Below are 14,667 nucleotides of genomic sequence, written 5' to 3' on the forward strand. Positions count from 1 at the left end.
GGAAGGTGTCAGCTATATGTCACAGCACGTTGAAACGAAATTAGCTCAAATTGGGAACCGTAGCGATGAAGTCACGGGAACAGTAAGTGCTCCTATCTATTTATCAACAGCATACCGCCACAGAGGGATCGGAGAATCTACCGGATTTGATTATGTCCGCACAAAAAATCCGACACGCCAGCTTGTTGAGGACGCGATCGCTAACTTAGAAAACGGCGCGAGAGGGCTTGCCTTTAGTTCGGGAATGGCTGCTATCCAAACGATTATGGCGCTGTTTAAAAGCGGAGATGAACTGATCGTTTCATCGGACCTATATGGCGGCACGTACCGTTTATTTGAAAATGAATGGAAAAAATACGGATTGACTTTTCATTATGATGATTTCAGCGATGAGGACTGTTTACGCTCTAAGATTACGCCGAATACAAAAGCGGTGTTTGTGGAAACGCCGACAAACCCCCTTATGCAGGAGGCGGACATTGAACATATTGCCCGGATTACAAAGGAGCACGGTCTTCTGCTGATTGTAGATAATACATTTTATACACCGGTCTTGCAGCGGCCGCTTGAGCTGGGAGCTGACATTGTCATTCACAGCGCAACCAAGTATTTAGGCGGGCATAACGATCTGCTTGCTGGACTTGTCGTGGTGAAGGATGAGCGGCTCGGAGAGGAAATGTTTCAGCATCAAAATGCGATCGGCGCCGTCCTGCCGCCATTTGATTCGTGGCTTCTGATGAGAGGAATGAAGACGCTGAGCCTCAGAATGCGTCAGCATCAGGCAAACGCGCAGGAGCTTGCGGCGTTTTTAGAAGAGCAGGAAGAAATTTCGGATGTGCTGTATCCCGGAAAAGGCGGCATGCTGTCCTTCCGTCTGCAAAAAGAAGAATGGGTCAATCCGTTTTTAAAAGCGCTGAAGACCATTTGTTTTGCAGAAAGCCTCGGCGGGGTGGAAAGCTTTATTACATACCCTGCGACCCAGACGCACATGGATATTCCTGAAGAGATCCGCATCGCAAACGGGGTGTGCAATCGGTTGCTGCGCTTTTCTGTCGGTATTGAACATGCGGAAGATTTAAAAGAGGATCTAAAACAGGCATTATGTCAGGTCAAAGAGGGAGCTGTTTCTTTTGAGTAAACACAATTGGACGCTGGAAACCCAGCTCGTGCACAATCCATTTAAAACAGACGGCGGAACCGGGGCGGTCAGTGTACCGATTCAGCACGCCTCGACTTTTCACCAATCTTCATTTGAAGAGTTCGGGGCATATGATTACAGCCGCTCTGGCACGCCGACAAGAACAGCTCTCGAAGAAACAATTGCCGCACTGGAAGGCGGAACAAGAGGATTTGCTTTCAGTTCAGGCATGGCTGCCATCTCAACAGCATTTTTACTGCTGTCACAGGGTGATCACGTTCTTGTGACAGAAGATGTATACGGCGGAACCTTCCGTATGGTGACAGAGGTGCTGACCCGGTTTGGCATTGAGCATACGTTTGTCGACATGACGGATCGTAATGAAGTGGCGCGGAGCATCAAGCCGAACACAAAGGTCATTTATATGGAGACGCCATCAAATCCGACACTTGGGATTACGGATATTAAAGCGATTGTTCAGCTTGCAAAAGAAAACGGCTGTCTGACCTTTCTGGACAATACATTCATGACACCGGCACTGCAGCGTCCGCTTGACCTCGGCGTGGATATTGTACTTCACAGCGCGACAAAATTCTTAAGCGGACACAGCGATGTGCTCTCAGGTTTGGCTGCTGTCAAAGATGAAGAGCTTGGGAAGCAGCTGTATAAGCTGCAAAACGCGTTCGGCGCCGTCCTTGGCGTACAGGATTGCTGGCTTGTCCTGCGCGGATTAAAAACATTGCAGGTCCGTTTAGAGAAGGCGAGTCAAACAGCCCAGCGGCTTGCGGAATTTTTCCAAAAGCATCCGGCGGTGAAGCGCGTGTATTATCCGGGACTGGCTGATCATCCCGGCGCTGAAACCCATAAAAGCCAGTCAACGGGAGCGGGCGCCGTACTATCTTTTGAGCTTGAAAGCAAAGAGGCCGTTAAGAAGTTAGTCGAGAATGTGTCACTTCCAGTCTTCGCTGTCAGCCTTGGCGCCGTGGAATCGATTTTGTCCTATCCGGCAACGATGTCTCACGCGGCAATGCCTAAGGAAGAGCGTGAAAAACGCGGTATCACTGATGGCCTGCTCCGTCTGAGTGTGGGCGTCGAACATGCAGACGATTTAGAACACGATTTCGAACAAGCGCTGAAAGAAATTGCTCCAGTTGCGGTTCGTTAAAAAAGAAGCCGGGGATGGCCCGGCTTCTTTTATTATTGTTCGTCATCAGGATTCAGAATCGCGAGGACTTGATGATCCTCCCAAACGCCATTAATTTTTACATTTTTTCGGGCGATGCCTTCTTTATGAAATCCCGCTTTTTCTAAAACACGCATGGACCCGAGATTACGGGGCATCACACCGGCTTCAATCCGATGCAGTTTCAATTCGTGGAACGCATAATCAACAACCAATCTGACTGCCTCTGTCATAATGCCCTTTCCATTATGGGCTTTGTCTAAAAAATACCCGATGAACGCAGTTTGCAGCGCGCCACGGATGATTTGAAAGAGCGAAACCGTCCCGATTAATCTATCGTCTGACGCTGTAAAGATGCCAAAATGATATTCTTCATCTTTCTCAAGTCTTTCCTGATACTCGGTTATCCGTTTTCTTTGCCCCTCAACCGTATAGTAATCGTCTGCGCGTATCATAGAAAACTGTTCGAAAAAATCCCGATTTTCGCTTTGCAGCCGCAGATTTTCTTCGGCATCCGTTACTTCTAAAGGTCTAACATAAATGGTTTTTCCTTTTAACATACAGTGATCTCTCCGTTCTCGTGTCAGCATTCCTCTTACATTATTCTCAGGGAAATGCAAATATCCTTTTTATAAGAAGGAAGAAAACCAATTTCCCATAAAAGTGCCAACATAGTTGCCGATTAAGTAGCCGAGCGTACCGACAAGCATGATCGGGGCGACAAGCTCCCGCCATCCCTTGGCAATTGCCATCGCAGCCGCAGTCGTCGGTCCCCCGACAGTAGCGTTGACGGCGAGCAGAATTTCTTCAAGCCGCACGCGGAACAATTTTCCGGCAGCTAAGGAAACCGCTAAATTGCTGATCGCAATGATAAACACGAATAATAGAATAAGAGGCGCATTCGTGACGATTAAGCGGAGATCTGCAGGAATGCCGATCACCACAAAAAACAAATAAATCAAAAAGGTTCCAAGTTCCTGAGATCCATTGAGCCTTTCAAAAAAACGCGGGAAAAGAAAAATGATAAGAACAGTTAAAGACGTAAGCACCAGGTACTGATCGCCAAGCGTACCGGTCAGCAGGGGATGAGAAAAAATGCTTTTAAAATAACCGGAAACCTTCATACTAACCGCAACAAGTGCGAAAGCGGCACCGGCATTAAATGCGATATCCTTTAAGGAAATATCCTTCCGTTTCCAATAGCTTTCAGCACTGTTTCCGCTGTTTCCATCGGCTTTTACCTTCTCTTCAAACGGCATGGCATAATGCCGCTGAAACCATTTGAGTGCAGGAATGCTGATTAAAATAAAAAACAAAAGCGCCATCATAAAATTATCAGCCACAACGGTAGCCGACACATATTCACCAGGCGTCTCAAATTTTGCCGCCATCGCCGCAAAGTTGACCCCGCCGCCGATATAAGAGGCGCTGATCATCCCACCGATTTTATCTAAATAAGGAATATGCTGTTTGAGTAGAAAAAAAGCCAGGATACTGCCAAGCACTGTTCCAACGGAGCTAATCAGAAAAATAAACAGCAAACGCCTGCTTTCCTTAAAAATTTGCCTAACATTGATCTGAAACAATAAAAGTGGTATCGCCAGCGGTACCACATAAGACCACACAGTGTCATACACGGGCGACTCAACAGGAAGCACTCCTACATTTGTAAACACCATAGCACCTGCAAGGGCGATAATAGCGCCCGACACAGCAGACGCCCACTTAAAGCGCTGCTCCAGCCCGATGCTCACTGCCGCCCACACCGCAATAAACCCCCATAATACCCATACATCATCAGAAGAAATCAAAGAATGCAAAACCTCATCACCTCTATTGTTAGAAAATTAAGACATATTATAATAGCCGGGGAACGGAACAGCAAGTCCAAAAAAAGTTTTTCTAAAAAAGCAGTTGACGAATAGAAGGTAAGGTTATATAATAGAACTTGTCAGAAAGACAACAACATACCCAGCAACACATACATATCATGATTCCGTAGCTCAGCTGGGAGAGCGCTACCTTGACAGGGTAGAGGTCGCTGGTTCGAGCCCAGTCGGAATCATAGCTTAAACCCTTGCGTAGCAAGGGTTTTTTATTTTGCCTATTTATTGATTTTGTCATCATTCATCGAGTTGGGGACGGAAGTTTTTTTAAGCTGATTTTGAAGTGAATTCAAAATCAGCTCTGTTTCTATGCTAGGTTAAAGTTTCAATATTCTTTTCGATTTTTTGAATAACTTGTTCGAGCCATATGATTGGAGATACGCCGTAACTAAGAACGTCCACTCCGTCAGCAGCTTCATCGATAAAATCATTCTTTTCTTCATCCGAATAATCGCTGTTAATAAAATCTTTCAATGCAACTATATCAGTTTCTTGCTCTTCTTTTGGAATCTCTTCTAGTATTCGTCCAGTGCTGATTCTGGAGAATCAATATCCTGATGAAAATAACCGCCAAGGAATCCAAATACAGAATCAGAAACTTCGATTTCTATCATTACTTATCACCACCAAGAAACTGGTAACTTTAAATCTGAGAGATGGTACGTATCTTATTCTATATAACTTTCTGCTATATCAATATCATTTGTCATTTCTAAATCAGGGTACTTTTCATCTAATTTTCTTAAACAATTAATAAGTTCTTTACTTTGCAAACTTTCAGCTAAATCTTCAAATACTTCACTGATCCAATATAAATCTTCTTTATTACAATTTTCTAGATAGCTAATTGTATTTTCTTCAGGTATCGATGGCTATTATGAACCAGCTACAAAAGCGAAATTGAAGTAATATAAAAAGGCCCTCTTAAAATGGGGGCCTTTCAGTGTTTCTTTTAAATAGCTTCTTTTAGTTTTTCTATTACACTTTTCAACCATTCTATAGGTGGTAATCCAATTGTCGGGAAATATATTTCTGCATTACACTTTATAATGTCTTCCTTTTTTTCTTTAGTTAGATCGCTATTTAGAAACTCTTCGCAAAACTTAACTGTAAATAGCAAACCTTCTTTACTAATTTCCTCAATAAATTCGTCTAATGCGTGTTCAGGGGATCTGATATCTTGATGAAATGTTGCACCTAAAAAATTTTCTAATTCGTCCAAGAAATCATAACTTTCATCCATGATACTTCCTCTCTTTCTATTTGGTTGGATATCCTGTAAGAATAAAGTTACCGTTGTTATCTTTTTTGAGTATAATTTTTGCGTTTGTAACGTTCTCTACTAGTTCTGAATTTCTTGTTACACTTCTGCCGATTATTTCTCCATCGCCCTTGTATTTTAACATTAATTTAGGTTTTTTAGGATCATCAATCCAATTTTCGATTTTCTTTATATTTTTTGGATCGTTTAAGACTGCATTAGCAATTCTCTCAGCGGTAGCCCTATCTTTAAAAGTAGATGAAGCTGTAATATGTGGGTTAGGATCAGTTCTCAGTCTTTCTATTAATTCTTCATCAGTCTTTCCGATATGTCTTTCTATAAGATGCCCGCCTTTTGCTTCATGAGCAGCTAATCCGCCGCCAGGTGCGAGAGGGGTACTATCACCTTGTTTGACACTACCTGTACCCATGTTGTTAGAACTTTCAGATCTTCTGAGAACACTCTCTTTTTTATCTTCCGCAATACTTTTTAGCAGCGGAGTATTTTTCACATTAATGGTATTCTCAGCATCTTGAAGGATTCCTTCTAATGCAGGAGTATACCGGTTAACAGGAGATTTGACAAACTGTTTTACAGACTTTCCACCTTTCTTAATTGTATCACTAGCTGTTTTCCCAACTTTAGCAAGATCCTTCGAGCCTGTTGAGACAGAGGACTTTCCACCTTTCAATAACAGAAGACTTCCGCCCAAATAAGTAACATAGTGCAGCCGTGTGTATGCATCCCCGTGAATCATTTTTTTATCCCAATTATCCTTCAATGTGTCAACCATACTTTGAAAGGCAGCTTGATAGTCGTATTCCAAAACGGTATCCAGCACTTTTTGAGGATCTTTGTTAAGATTGTCAATTGTCCAACCGATATTCCATCCGAATTGAATGGCTCCTTCACCGGTATCCTTGGCAAGATCGTATATACCAACAATCGCACCCTTGGCGCCATCACCTATGATTTGCAACACTTCTTTTCCGTTATCCATGAAAGCTTTACGCTGTTCAAGAAATGAAACAAATTCAAGCTGTTCAGGGGTAAGATTCTCATAGCCGACCTTCTTGGCAATGTCTAAGTATTCATCTGGATCCGTCACTCCGTCAGCTAGCTTCTTTTTCAGCTCTTTGATTTCTCGTTCTTTCGCTTTATCTTTCTTGATCTTCAAATAAGCTTCAGTCTGTTTCTCGATATCGCCTTTTCTCTTATGTATATCACTTTCTCGATAAGCCTTGGCATTATAATGGATTGGTGTAGCATTCTTGCCTTTGCCTGTGGATTCCTCAAGCTTTTGGAAGTCCTTCTTGATGAATTGCTCGTTTGGCTCTGATTGGGCATATTCAGTAACAAGTGCTTCGTCCACGCTGCCTAGTTTATCGACTGTTTTTTTGCGTTTGTCCTCCGCATCGGCGAGTTCGTCTTTAAAGTCCTCAGTTGAAAACAGATCAAGCGGAAGGATATCGTCGATATCATGTAAGATATCTTTCATGGCTTTCTTTTGTTCAGACATAATAGATTTTGATTTTGTGTAGGCGTTAGCCAGCTCGTGTTCTAAGAAGGATTCTTCTATATAAGCATCAGATAAGCTGGCGTCCTCTAGAGTGCCTGAAATGCTTGTCAAGAAAGCAATTTTCATATCAAGTAAGTCAATCCAATTGTCAGCTACACCTGCATGGTCTTGATAAAATGCTTTAATGTTGTCAGCACCTTTGCCGGAAAACTCACTGTCATCTAAATCAGCTACAGCTTTAAAAGCCTTTTTTAGATTGACCATCTGACTTCTTAATTCTTTGTATTCTTTTACGCGTTTATCTGCTTCTGAAAGCAGTGATTTGGCTTCAAATACTTTCATGATCATATCCTTTCGTTTGAATAGCTCCAACAAGATTTTACCATGGGAAAATGAAGAAATAGACAGCGATGTGATTCAAAAGTGTGAAATGAATAATTTGATCTGTGTCAATTTACCTATTCGGATTATTTGTTTGGAAACTGATGACGCAGTAAGACGATTCCAGCTGATGAATGGTTTAAATAAATCCTAATGGCATTTATGGCCCGAAAACTAAAGCGAAGCTCGAATCCCTTCTTAAATAAAAAAGCCCTTCCCGATTGGGAGGGCTTTTTCTCTTATTTAATAGAAACGTGATGTGTGTACCAGTTTCCGGTTGCAGTGAATCGTAATTCCATATGGCCGTGGCGGTTACCTCCATACTTTACAAACGTGTAATCAGAATTGGCGATTGCATCCTTAGGCGTTTTATCAATGTTTGCAATTTTCTTGGAGGTGATTTTACCATTCCAGCCAGCAAAACCTGAAGCGGATGCACTTGGCGGGCTTTCCCACTTTGTTATTTTCTTTCCATATTCGTATGAATAGTTGTCACTTACTCGAATATCATATAATTTTATCCCTGTAAACTTTACAGCGTAATAGCCACTTGCAGTTTTATTTTGGGTGGCCTGTGTTTTTATCTTTTCCATTCCCATATCTGTACTTACGCCCGTTTCCACAGTGAAACCATTACCGAGATCAATTTCTTGATATGGATGATCTTTGCTGACATGCATACTGTTTAAAGCCTTATTCACTTATTTAACAGTGGGGATTTTCTCAGATGAAAGGGTTCTCAAGTTTTTTTGTTTTGTTACCTCGTGAAAGGTCGCCTTATCAATAATCAGATCAGAATTCTTGTCCACTTTTTCGGCAGCATTTGCACTTTGAAGACTAAACAGAGATGAAAAACTCAAAGCTAGGGCAAAAACCACACCCACAAGTAACTTTTTCATTTTATCCCTCCTTAATGTTATCGTCCCCATCTTATCTTAATGTATAATATTGGTAAAAGAGACGAAAGTAACAAATGATGCTATTGATTAAAGTATTAGGCTTTGAAGGAGCGGGAAGATTGAAAAGTAAATGAATGGTTTTACCCATTTAAACAACCTTATATCACGTGTATATTGGATTGTAGGGGAGGGATATCATGGTCAAGATCATATTGGCATTTGTTTATCTATTTGGCTTCGTTGTGTTGAGCAATTGGGCTTTCGACGGAATATTTTCCGAGAGCTATTTCTCGCCAATCGGTTTCCTTTGGTCTATCTTATTTACATTTTTCATAGGGGTTTATACCGGCTTGCCTTTAATCTACAAAAAGTTTACTCAATCAAGCCGTTTGACTTTGAAAAGTAAAAAGCCGATTTATTTCACTATCGGTACAGCCGTTATTCTCTTTGGGCTTTATTTTCTCAAAAACGAAATCGCCCCCTATTTTATGCTATGTGGCTATTTTTTAACTCTGGCATCAGGTATAGCCCTGACCATCTTATTACAGCCCAAAACCAACAACTGTAAAACAGTATAACCAACAAGAATTAATTAAAAGCCCGTCGTTTTTTAGACGGGCTTTATACAAATTTAATCAAAAAGGAATATTTTTAATCAGAAACTTATGTAAGAAACCCTATAAAATAGGGTTTGGGAATAAAACGTCTGTTCGTGTCAGAACATAATCGCTACCTTGTGACAGGGAGGAGATCCCTGGTTCGAGCCCAGTCGGAATCATAGCTTAAAACCTTGCGTAGCAAGGGTTTTTTACTTTTTATGGGCTGTCGGTTTATTAATGCAGTATATGATTTAAATGAAAACTCAGGAATAATATTGAGTTGAGAAGATAAAATAAAAACCCCATTTCTAAAGTCCAAAATGGGGTTATTTCTTAATATCATATTAAGTTGCTGCTCTATCTGCGACCTTATAAGTGGACTGCTCAGAAAGAGCGTATGAAGCGCTGGATACTCCAACAATGCCAAGCAAGAGCGCTAAACAAATTGCAATTTTACATTTTTTCATTTAAATGTTTCCCCCTTTGAATTTGTTTACGTGCTTCAATTGCCATTTGATAAAAATCGACCGCATCATGTCTGTCTTCTTTGTTGGTCAAAAAATCAGCAACAGCAACAGCGTATTCTTCCATATCACCATAAAGGTTTTTCTCTTTGAAGAACTTGAACACTTCTCTAAGTGTTTGTAAGTCAAATGATAAATAAAGACCTTTAATCAGTTTTAATTTCTCGGTTACTTCTTGGTTGTTGTGTCGGGCAGCAATCTTCTGACCTTCCTGGTATAATTCTAACGCAGCCTTTAAATCATTCTTCTTTGCTTTGACATACGCCAGATTAAAAATCGCTTTCCACTCATAAATGTGCTTTCGATTCTTATGAATTTCATAGGCGATTTTAAATTTTTCTCATAATTGTCAAGTTTTTCAAGATTATTATAACATAATCCCACATTAAAATGAGCTGAACCAATTAAATGTTGTTCCCCTATTTTTATAGCATCATTTAAGGCTTTTTCAGCTGTTTCTATAGCGTCCTCATAACACATTTTATCTAGCCAGTTCCCAAAGATAACAAACTGACATTGGACCATTTCCTTGCCATATGTAAGGTTCCCCTGAGCATCTTTTTGCTCTTTAAATATAGAGTATGCTCGCTGGGCATAGTTCATTGAAAAATGAGTCTCTTTCATATAGTAATAGACTTCTGACATTTTGAAATAGAACTCTGCCTTATCTGTATTTGCGTTCTTATCTAATAAATCAAGATATTTTTCGGCTTCGCGATAATATGTTAAAGCAATAACTAAATCTCTCGTTCTAAAAAGATACATGCCTGGTAAAAAATGATAATAGAACTCAATTGTATTGGTGAGGGATGCACTCGAAGTCGTCTAATGATTTATAAATGGCATCTATCTTTTTCAAGAAAATGTTATAATGAAAAGCCATAAAATGATGGGAGGGGAAATTTCGATGCATTACATAACGGCATGTTTAAAAATCATCAGTAATAAAGACCTTAATGAGATAATGAAGGAATTCAAAAAACTTGAGGAAGAAACGAACAAAGAAGAGGGTTGTATTACATTCCATGCTTATCCGCTTGAGCCATCAGAACGTAAAATAATGCTTTGGGAGATTTGGGAAAACGAAGAAGCTGTGAAAACCCATTTCACGAAAAAACACACAATAGACGTTCAAAAACAAGAATTAACGGAAGTAGAATGGTTAATGAAAAGCAATGTGAATGATTGAAAGGCTCTTTAAAAAAAAAGACATTCAATGACTTAGAATCAGCCACTTGTGATTAAGTAGTAAATTGTTGTCCAACTCTTATTTTTTTCTATTTAATATTTTTTGAGACGAAAATGTTTTTTTTGAGCTGATTTTGAAATGTATTCAAAGTCAGCTCTGTTTGATTTCATGGATTATATTCTTTGGATAACTTGTTACCATCATAATGGAGATACTCCGTATAAATTGGAGGTTAAAATAATGAGTCATTCTCAAGAAAAAATCGCACTAATTACAGGAGCAAGCAGTCAAGGGGATATTGGTACGGCTATTTGTCGTAAGTTAGCCTCACAGGGTATACATATCTTCTTTACTCACTGGAATTCTGATGCGGCCTGGATAGAAGAATTTCAACAAGAAATTTTACGTATGGGTGTGCGCTGTGAGGCAATGAAAATTGATTTATCAGATGCACATGCTGCATTCACAATACATGAAAAAATTTCAGATAAATTAGGATATCCGTCCATCCTTATTAATAATGCAGCTCATTCCGCAAGTGATAATTATGTATCGTTAGATGCTAAATCACTTGATGATCATTATGCGGTTAATATGAGATCAAATTTTCTTCTTTGTGTTGAATTCGCCCGTCGGTTTAAAAAGTCTAATTTAATATCAGGAAGAATCATCAATATGACATCAGGGCAGGATTTAGGTCCTTTGCCTGGGGAGTTAGCGTATGCAGCTACTAAAGGAGCTATTTCTGCCTTTACTAGGTCGTTATCACAAGAACTTGCACCATTGGGCATCACTGTTAACGCTGTAAACCCAGGTCCAACAGATTCTACATGGATGACAGATGAAATAAGAAATTTTCTTTCACCTAAATTTCCAATGGGGCGTATTGGCACACCAGATGATGCAGCACGAATGATTGCTTTTCTTGCAAGTGATGAGGCTGAATGGATAACTGGACAAATTATTCATTCAGAAGGTGGATTTATTCGGGGCTAAGCTACTGAAACACAATATACACCAATGTATGATGTATTCCCAAAACTAAATCTAAACTTGAAGCGCAATTGAAATAAAATAAGGTCCCTTCTCTTTTTAGAGGGGGACCTTATTTTATTCATGCATGTTTTGCATCCAGAAAATCTGGCGGATAAGAGATTAATAAACCGTTACATATACTTTTCCGAATACTGCAGTACCTTTAAACAAAGTAATCGTGGCTTTCCCTTTTGATTTAGCCGTCACTAAACCATTTTGATCGACTTCCGCAACTTTTTGGTTATCAGTCCAATAACGAGTAGCTGAATTATTTTTAACAGAATAGGTTTCTCCAACTTTTAGAGGTAAATTATAGTCTTGAATCTTGATAACATGTGTAGGTGAAATAGAAATGTTCTTTACTTCAGTAGGTGTGGAGTTTATTTCATGAGCTGAAGCTACCCCGCTGACCGACAGAGCTAACGCAGAAATCGATAAAGCAGAAACAACAGTTTTTTTGAAATTCATTTTGAAACACTCCTTTAAAGTTTTTTGTCTTGCACTATAACAATTCAGCAAAAGTAATTATTTTCCTTGTAAATAAATGTTAATAATATGTGAACGATCAACTGATTTGAGCTAAGACTATTGTGTGCCCTGCACAGAGTTTGTATTTATGATGGAAAACTGCTGAGAGAGAATGGCCATCCTTAAAATGTTAATAGCACACATTTGATGGTTATTAGTTTGTTGAGCGTGTGGGAATTTTGTTACCTGCACTTTATCCCCGAAGATACCAAATCACTTTTCTTCATCATGTTCTTACTTTCGTACTCATACATTAGAAAATCTTCGTTCTAAATAGGTGAAGAATTGGAGTATTTTTATGAATTTCTGCTGTATACGATAAAAAATACATTACATAGCAAACTCAAAGAATATAAAAATCGTATTTTTCCGGAAGCTTCGGTAAAAAACGAAACTTTTGTCTCTATGATTTTATTTTATAATGTAAACGGTTTCTTATATAGTATACTTATACTATCAATTTGCTCAAGTAGATACTGACAGGAAGGATAGAAAAACAGATGGAATACATAAATACAAGACAAAAAGAGATTTTGTATCTGTTGTTATCTGAACCTGATGACTATTTAGTTGTGCAAGATTTCGCAGATAGGGTACAGTGTTCTGAAAAAACAATCCGGAATGATTTGAAAGTGATCGAGGATTATCTAAATGAGCATTCTCATGCACAGCTTATTCGAAAACCAGGGTTGGGCGTTTATTTACATATAGAAGAACAAGAAAGGACCTGGCTAAGCCAACAATTACATACTGAACATTTTTCTTCTAGGCAGCGGAGCGATGAAGAAAGAATGCTGCACATTGCTTATGACTTATTAATGAATCCGAAGCCTGTTTCCGCAAAAGACATTGCTGCTCGGCATTTTGTCAATCGATCTTCCATAAAAAAGGATTTATACGCAGTAGAAGAGTGGCTGAAGCGTTTTGATCTCACGCTGGTTTCTAGGCAGCGGCTTGGATTAAAGGTTGAAGGGAACGAAAGAAATAAAAGAAAGGCATTGGCAAGAATATCTGATTTGATCCACAATACAGCGTTTACCAGCCAATTTATTAAAAGTAAGTTTTTACATTATGAAGTAGACTTTGTGACGAAAGAAATCAAATCACTACAAAAAAAGCATTCCCTCTATTTCACAGACGAAACGTTTGAAAGTTTGCTGCTGCATACATTGTTAATGGTCCGCCGCATCAAAATGAAGCAGCCGATTTCATTGTCCCCAAAAGAAATGGCGGCAGTAAAAAAGAAGAAAGAATATCAATGGACATTTGCTTGTTTACAGCGGCTTGAACCGGTTTTTGCAATCCGCTTCCCAGAAGAAGAAGCCGTGTACTTAACATTACATATATTGGGCGGTAAAGTTCGTTATCCATTGCAGACAGAAGAGAACCTTGAAAATGCTGTGCTTCCTAAGATTGTAGGGCATTTAATCAATCGTGTTTCAGAGCTGAAAATGATGGATTTTCATAAGGATCAGGATTTGATCAATGGTTTGAACATTCATCTCAATACTGTGCTGCAACGGCTGAGCTACGATCTTTCTGTAGCAAATCCTATGCTCAATGACATCAAAAAGATGTACCCTTATTTGTTCCACCTCATCATTGATGTTTTGGAAGAGATCAATCAAACGTTTGATCTTCATATTCCTGAGGAAGAGGCAGCGTATTTGACATTGCATTTTCAGGCAGCGATCGAACGGATGCAGTGCAGCAGCGAAACACATAAAAAGGCGATTATCGTCTGCCACATGGGGATTGGGATGTCACAATTGCTGCGGACAAAAATTGAACGGAAATATCACCAAATCGCTGTAATGGCTTGTATTGCAAAGGCCGATTTAAAGGATTATATCAAAAAGCATGAGGATATTGATCTTGTCATATCCACCATTGCGCTGGAGAATATTACGGTTCCCCATATTGTTGTATCTCCGCTTTTAGAGCCTGGCGAAGAGAAGAAATTAAGTGCGTTTATACGTCAGCTGGGCGAATCACACCGCCAAAAACAAAAAACGTTTCAGATGCTGAACAATACGACTCCTTTTTTGGTTTTTTTGCAGCAGGAGGCGGAGCATCGCTACAAGTTAATCGAACAGCTGGCGACAGCTTTGTTTGAGAAAGGCTATGTTGATAAGGACTATGCGGTTCATGCGGTGATGAGGGAAAAAATGTCGGCGACAAATATTGGGTCAGGCATTGCCATTCCTCATGCAAACGCTAAATTTATTAAACAATCAGCAATCGCGATTGCCACATTAAAGGAGCCGCTTGAATGGGGAAATGAAAAAGTTTCGCTCGTTTTTATGCTGGCTGTCAAACACGAGGATCAAACCATGACAAAGCAGCTGTTTAGCGAGCTTTCATATCTTAGCGAGCAGCCGGCCTTCGTCCAGAAGCTGACGAAAGAAGCCAATGTCATGACATTTTTATCTCATTTGGATTATTAAAGCAGGGATTATTCCTTGCTTTTTTTGTTATAGGGAAAAATGCCTTTATTACCGGAACCTATGGTAAAAAAAGCGATT

General features: G+C 39.7%; 15 protein-coding genes, 1 tRNA gene and 3 pseudogenes. 8 read left to right on the top strand and 11 right to left on the bottom strand.

The genetic code is table 11. The features are described from left to right. Positions 1 to 16 precede the first annotated feature (16 nt). Both metI and metC read left to right on the top strand, forming a co-directional pair. A complete protein-coding gene (gene metI, locus KXZ66_RS06385) occupies positions 17 to 1,138 on the top strand; it encodes a cystathionine gamma-synthase/O-acetylhomoserine thiolyase (protein WP_003232857.1) in 1,122 nt (373 codons plus the stop codon). After that, complete coding sequence (gene metC / locus KXZ66_RS06390) at positions 1,131 to 2,303, top strand: cystathionine beta-lyase (RefSeq protein WP_014479474.1); 1,173 nt, start codon at positions 1,131 to 1,133, stop codon at positions 2,301 to 2,303. Before metI ends, metC begins: the two co-directional genes overlap by 8 nt. A 32-nt stretch (positions 2,304 to 2,335) precedes the next feature. On the opposite strand, the gene KXZ66_RS06395 is transcribed toward metC, so the two are convergent. Then, the gene (locus tag KXZ66_RS06395; RefSeq protein ID WP_003232852.1) at positions 2,336 to 2,881 is read right to left on the bottom strand and encodes a GNAT family N-acetyltransferase; all 546 of its coding nucleotides are present in this window, start codon (positions 2,879 to 2,881) and stop codon (positions 2,336 to 2,338) included. A gap of 69 nt (positions 2,882 to 2,950) precedes the next feature. Then, the gene (locus KXZ66_RS06400) at positions 2,951 to 4,141 is read right to left on the bottom strand and encodes a DUF819 family protein (protein WP_009967022.1); all 1,191 of its coding nucleotides are present in this window, start codon (positions 4,139 to 4,141) and stop codon (positions 2,951 to 2,953) included. A 172-nt stretch (positions 4,142 to 4,313) separates the two neighbouring features. Here KXZ66_RS06400 and KXZ66_RS06405 point away from each other — a divergent pair. After that, a tRNA-Val gene (locus KXZ66_RS06405) sits at positions 4,314 to 4,386 on the top strand. Positions 4,387 to 4,519: 133 nt separating this feature from the next. Here the strand turns inward: KXZ66_RS06405 and KXZ66_RS06410 are convergent. From KXZ66_RS06410 to KXZ66_RS06420, 4 genes and pseudogenes are all read right to left on the bottom strand, one after another. Further along, positions 4,520 to 4,821, bottom strand: a pseudogene (locus KXZ66_RS06410) (contact-dependent growth inhibition system immunity protein). Between the two features lie 54 nt (positions 4,822 to 4,875). Continuing rightward, positions 4,876 to 5,067: pseudogene (locus KXZ66_RS22535) on the bottom strand (hypothetical protein); the annotation flags it as partial. A gap of 92 nt (positions 5,068 to 5,159) precedes the next feature. Beyond that, complete coding sequence (locus KXZ66_RS06415) at positions 5,160 to 5,450, bottom strand: contact-dependent growth inhibition system immunity protein (RefSeq protein WP_070548821.1); 291 nt, start codon at positions 5,448 to 5,450, stop codon at positions 5,160 to 5,162. Positions 5,451 to 5,466: 16 nt separating this feature from the next. After that, positions 5,467 to 7,329, bottom strand: coding sequence for a ribonuclease YeeF family protein (locus KXZ66_RS06420; protein WP_151870285.1), 1,863 nt, complete (start codon positions 7,327 to 7,329; stop codon positions 5,467 to 5,469). A 136-nt stretch (positions 7,330 to 7,465) separates the two neighbouring features. Here KXZ66_RS06420 and KXZ66_RS22820 point away from each other — a divergent pair. Then, positions 7,466 to 7,574, top strand: a pseudogene (locus KXZ66_RS22820) (peptidoglycan-binding protein); the annotation flags it as partial. A 33-nt stretch (positions 7,575 to 7,607) separates the two neighbouring features. On the opposite strand, the gene KXZ66_RS06425 reads toward KXZ66_RS22820, so the two are convergent. Then, complete coding sequence (locus KXZ66_RS06425; protein WP_128740254.1) at positions 7,608 to 8,048, bottom strand: hypothetical protein; 441 nt, start codon at positions 8,046 to 8,048, stop codon at positions 7,608 to 7,610. A 21-nt stretch (positions 8,049 to 8,069) separates the two neighbouring features. Beyond that, a complete protein-coding gene (locus KXZ66_RS06430) occupies positions 8,070 to 8,267 on the bottom strand; it encodes a hypothetical protein (RefSeq protein WP_128740255.1) in 198 nt (65 codons plus the stop codon). A 197-nt stretch (positions 8,268 to 8,464) separates the two neighbouring features. Between KXZ66_RS06430 and KXZ66_RS06435 the strand changes: the two genes are divergently transcribed. Continuing rightward, a complete protein-coding gene (locus KXZ66_RS06435) occupies positions 8,465 to 8,845 on the top strand; it encodes a hypothetical protein (protein ID WP_029317635.1) in 381 nt (126 codons plus the stop codon). A 474-nt stretch (positions 8,846 to 9,319) separates the two neighbouring features. Here KXZ66_RS06435 and KXZ66_RS22540 read toward each other — a convergent pair whose 3' ends face one another. Both KXZ66_RS22540 and KXZ66_RS22545 read right to left on the bottom strand, forming a co-directional pair. Then, a complete protein-coding gene (locus KXZ66_RS22540; RefSeq protein ID WP_015483101.1) occupies positions 9,320 to 9,457 on the bottom strand; it encodes a hypothetical protein in 138 nt (45 codons plus the stop codon). 167 nt (positions 9,458 to 9,624) lie between these two features. Next, a complete protein-coding gene (locus KXZ66_RS22545; RefSeq protein ID WP_250620092.1) occupies positions 9,625 to 10,014 on the bottom strand; it encodes an aspartate phosphatase in 390 nt (129 codons plus the stop codon). Positions 10,015 to 10,261: 247 nt separating this feature from the next. Between KXZ66_RS22545 and KXZ66_RS06445 the strand changes: the two genes are divergently transcribed. Both KXZ66_RS06445 and KXZ66_RS06450 read left to right on the top strand, forming a co-directional pair. After that, the gene (locus KXZ66_RS06445; protein WP_151870284.1) at positions 10,262 to 10,579 is read left to right on the top strand and encodes a putative quinol monooxygenase; all 318 of its coding nucleotides are present in this window, start codon (positions 10,262 to 10,264) and stop codon (positions 10,577 to 10,579) included. 240 nt (positions 10,580 to 10,819) lie between these two features. Then, entirely contained in the window at positions 10,820 to 11,575 is a 756-nt protein-coding gene (locus KXZ66_RS06450) for an SDR family oxidoreductase (RefSeq protein ID WP_015715693.1), read from the top strand. 159 nt (positions 11,576 to 11,734) lie between these two features. On the opposite strand, the gene KXZ66_RS06455 is transcribed toward KXZ66_RS06450, so the two are convergent. Beyond that, the gene (locus KXZ66_RS06455) at positions 11,735 to 12,082 is read right to left on the bottom strand and encodes a BLB8/JUQZ-1 family protein (protein ID WP_003232839.1); all 348 of its coding nucleotides are present in this window, start codon (positions 12,080 to 12,082) and stop codon (positions 11,735 to 11,737) included. 560 nt (positions 12,083 to 12,642) lie between these two features. On the opposite strand from KXZ66_RS06455, the gene manR reads away from it, so the two are divergent. After that, positions 12,643 to 14,589 (top strand): mannose transport/utilization transcriptional regulator ManR, encoded by a 1,947-nt coding sequence (gene manR / locus KXZ66_RS06460; RefSeq protein WP_141949405.1) that lies wholly within the window; start codon positions 12,643 to 12,645, stop codon positions 14,587 to 14,589. Positions 14,590 to 14,667 lie beyond the last annotated feature (78 nt).

The sequence above is a fragment of the Bacillus sp. LJBS17 genome (assembly GCF_019334685.1).
GTDB lineage: Bacteria > Bacillota > Bacilli > Bacillales > Bacillaceae > Bacillus > Bacillus subtilis.

Coding starts and splice junctions, on each gene's coding strand:
- KXZ66_RS06450 (WP_015715693.1), top strand. CDS start 10,820: ATGAGTCATTCTCAAGAAAAAATCGCACTAATTACAGGAGCAAGCAGT.
- KXZ66_RS06420 (WP_151870285.1), bottom strand. CDS start 7,329: ATGAAAGTATTTGAAGCCAAATCACTGCTTTCAGAAGCAGATAAACGC.
- KXZ66_RS22545 (WP_250620092.1), bottom strand. CDS start 10,014: ATGAAAGAGACTCATTTTTCAATGAACTATGCCCAGCGAGCATACTCT.
- KXZ66_RS06425 (WP_128740254.1), bottom strand. CDS start 8,048: ATGCATGTCAGCAAAGATCATCCATATCAAGAAATTGATCTCGGTAAT.
- KXZ66_RS06455 (WP_003232839.1), bottom strand. CDS start 12,082: ATGAATTTCAAAAAAACTGTTGTTTCTGCTTTATCGATTTCTGCGTTA.
- metI (WP_003232857.1), top strand. CDS start 17: ATGTCACAGCACGTTGAAACGAAATTAGCTCAAATTGGGAACCGTAGC.
- KXZ66_RS06445 (WP_151870284.1), top strand. CDS start 10,262: ATGAAAAGCCATAAAATGATGGGAGGGGAAATTTCGATGCATTACATA.
- manR (WP_141949405.1), top strand. CDS start 12,643: ATGGAATACATAAATACAAGACAAAAAGAGATTTTGTATCTGTTGTTA.
- KXZ66_RS06430 (WP_128740255.1), bottom strand. CDS start 8,267: ATGAAAAAGTTACTTGTGGGTGTGGTTTTTGCCCTAGCTTTGAGTTTT.
- KXZ66_RS06395 (WP_003232852.1), bottom strand. CDS start 2,881: ATGTTAAAAGGAAAAACCATTTATGTTAGACCTTTAGAAGTAACGGAT.
- KXZ66_RS06435 (WP_029317635.1), top strand. CDS start 8,465: ATGGTCAAGATCATATTGGCATTTGTTTATCTATTTGGCTTCGTTGTG.
- KXZ66_RS06415 (WP_070548821.1), bottom strand. CDS start 5,450: ATGGATGAAAGTTATGATTTCTTGGACGAATTAGAAAATTTTTTAGGT.
- KXZ66_RS22540 (WP_015483101.1), bottom strand. CDS start 9,457: ATGGAAGAATACGCTGTTGCTGTTGCTGATTTTTTGACCAACAAAGAA.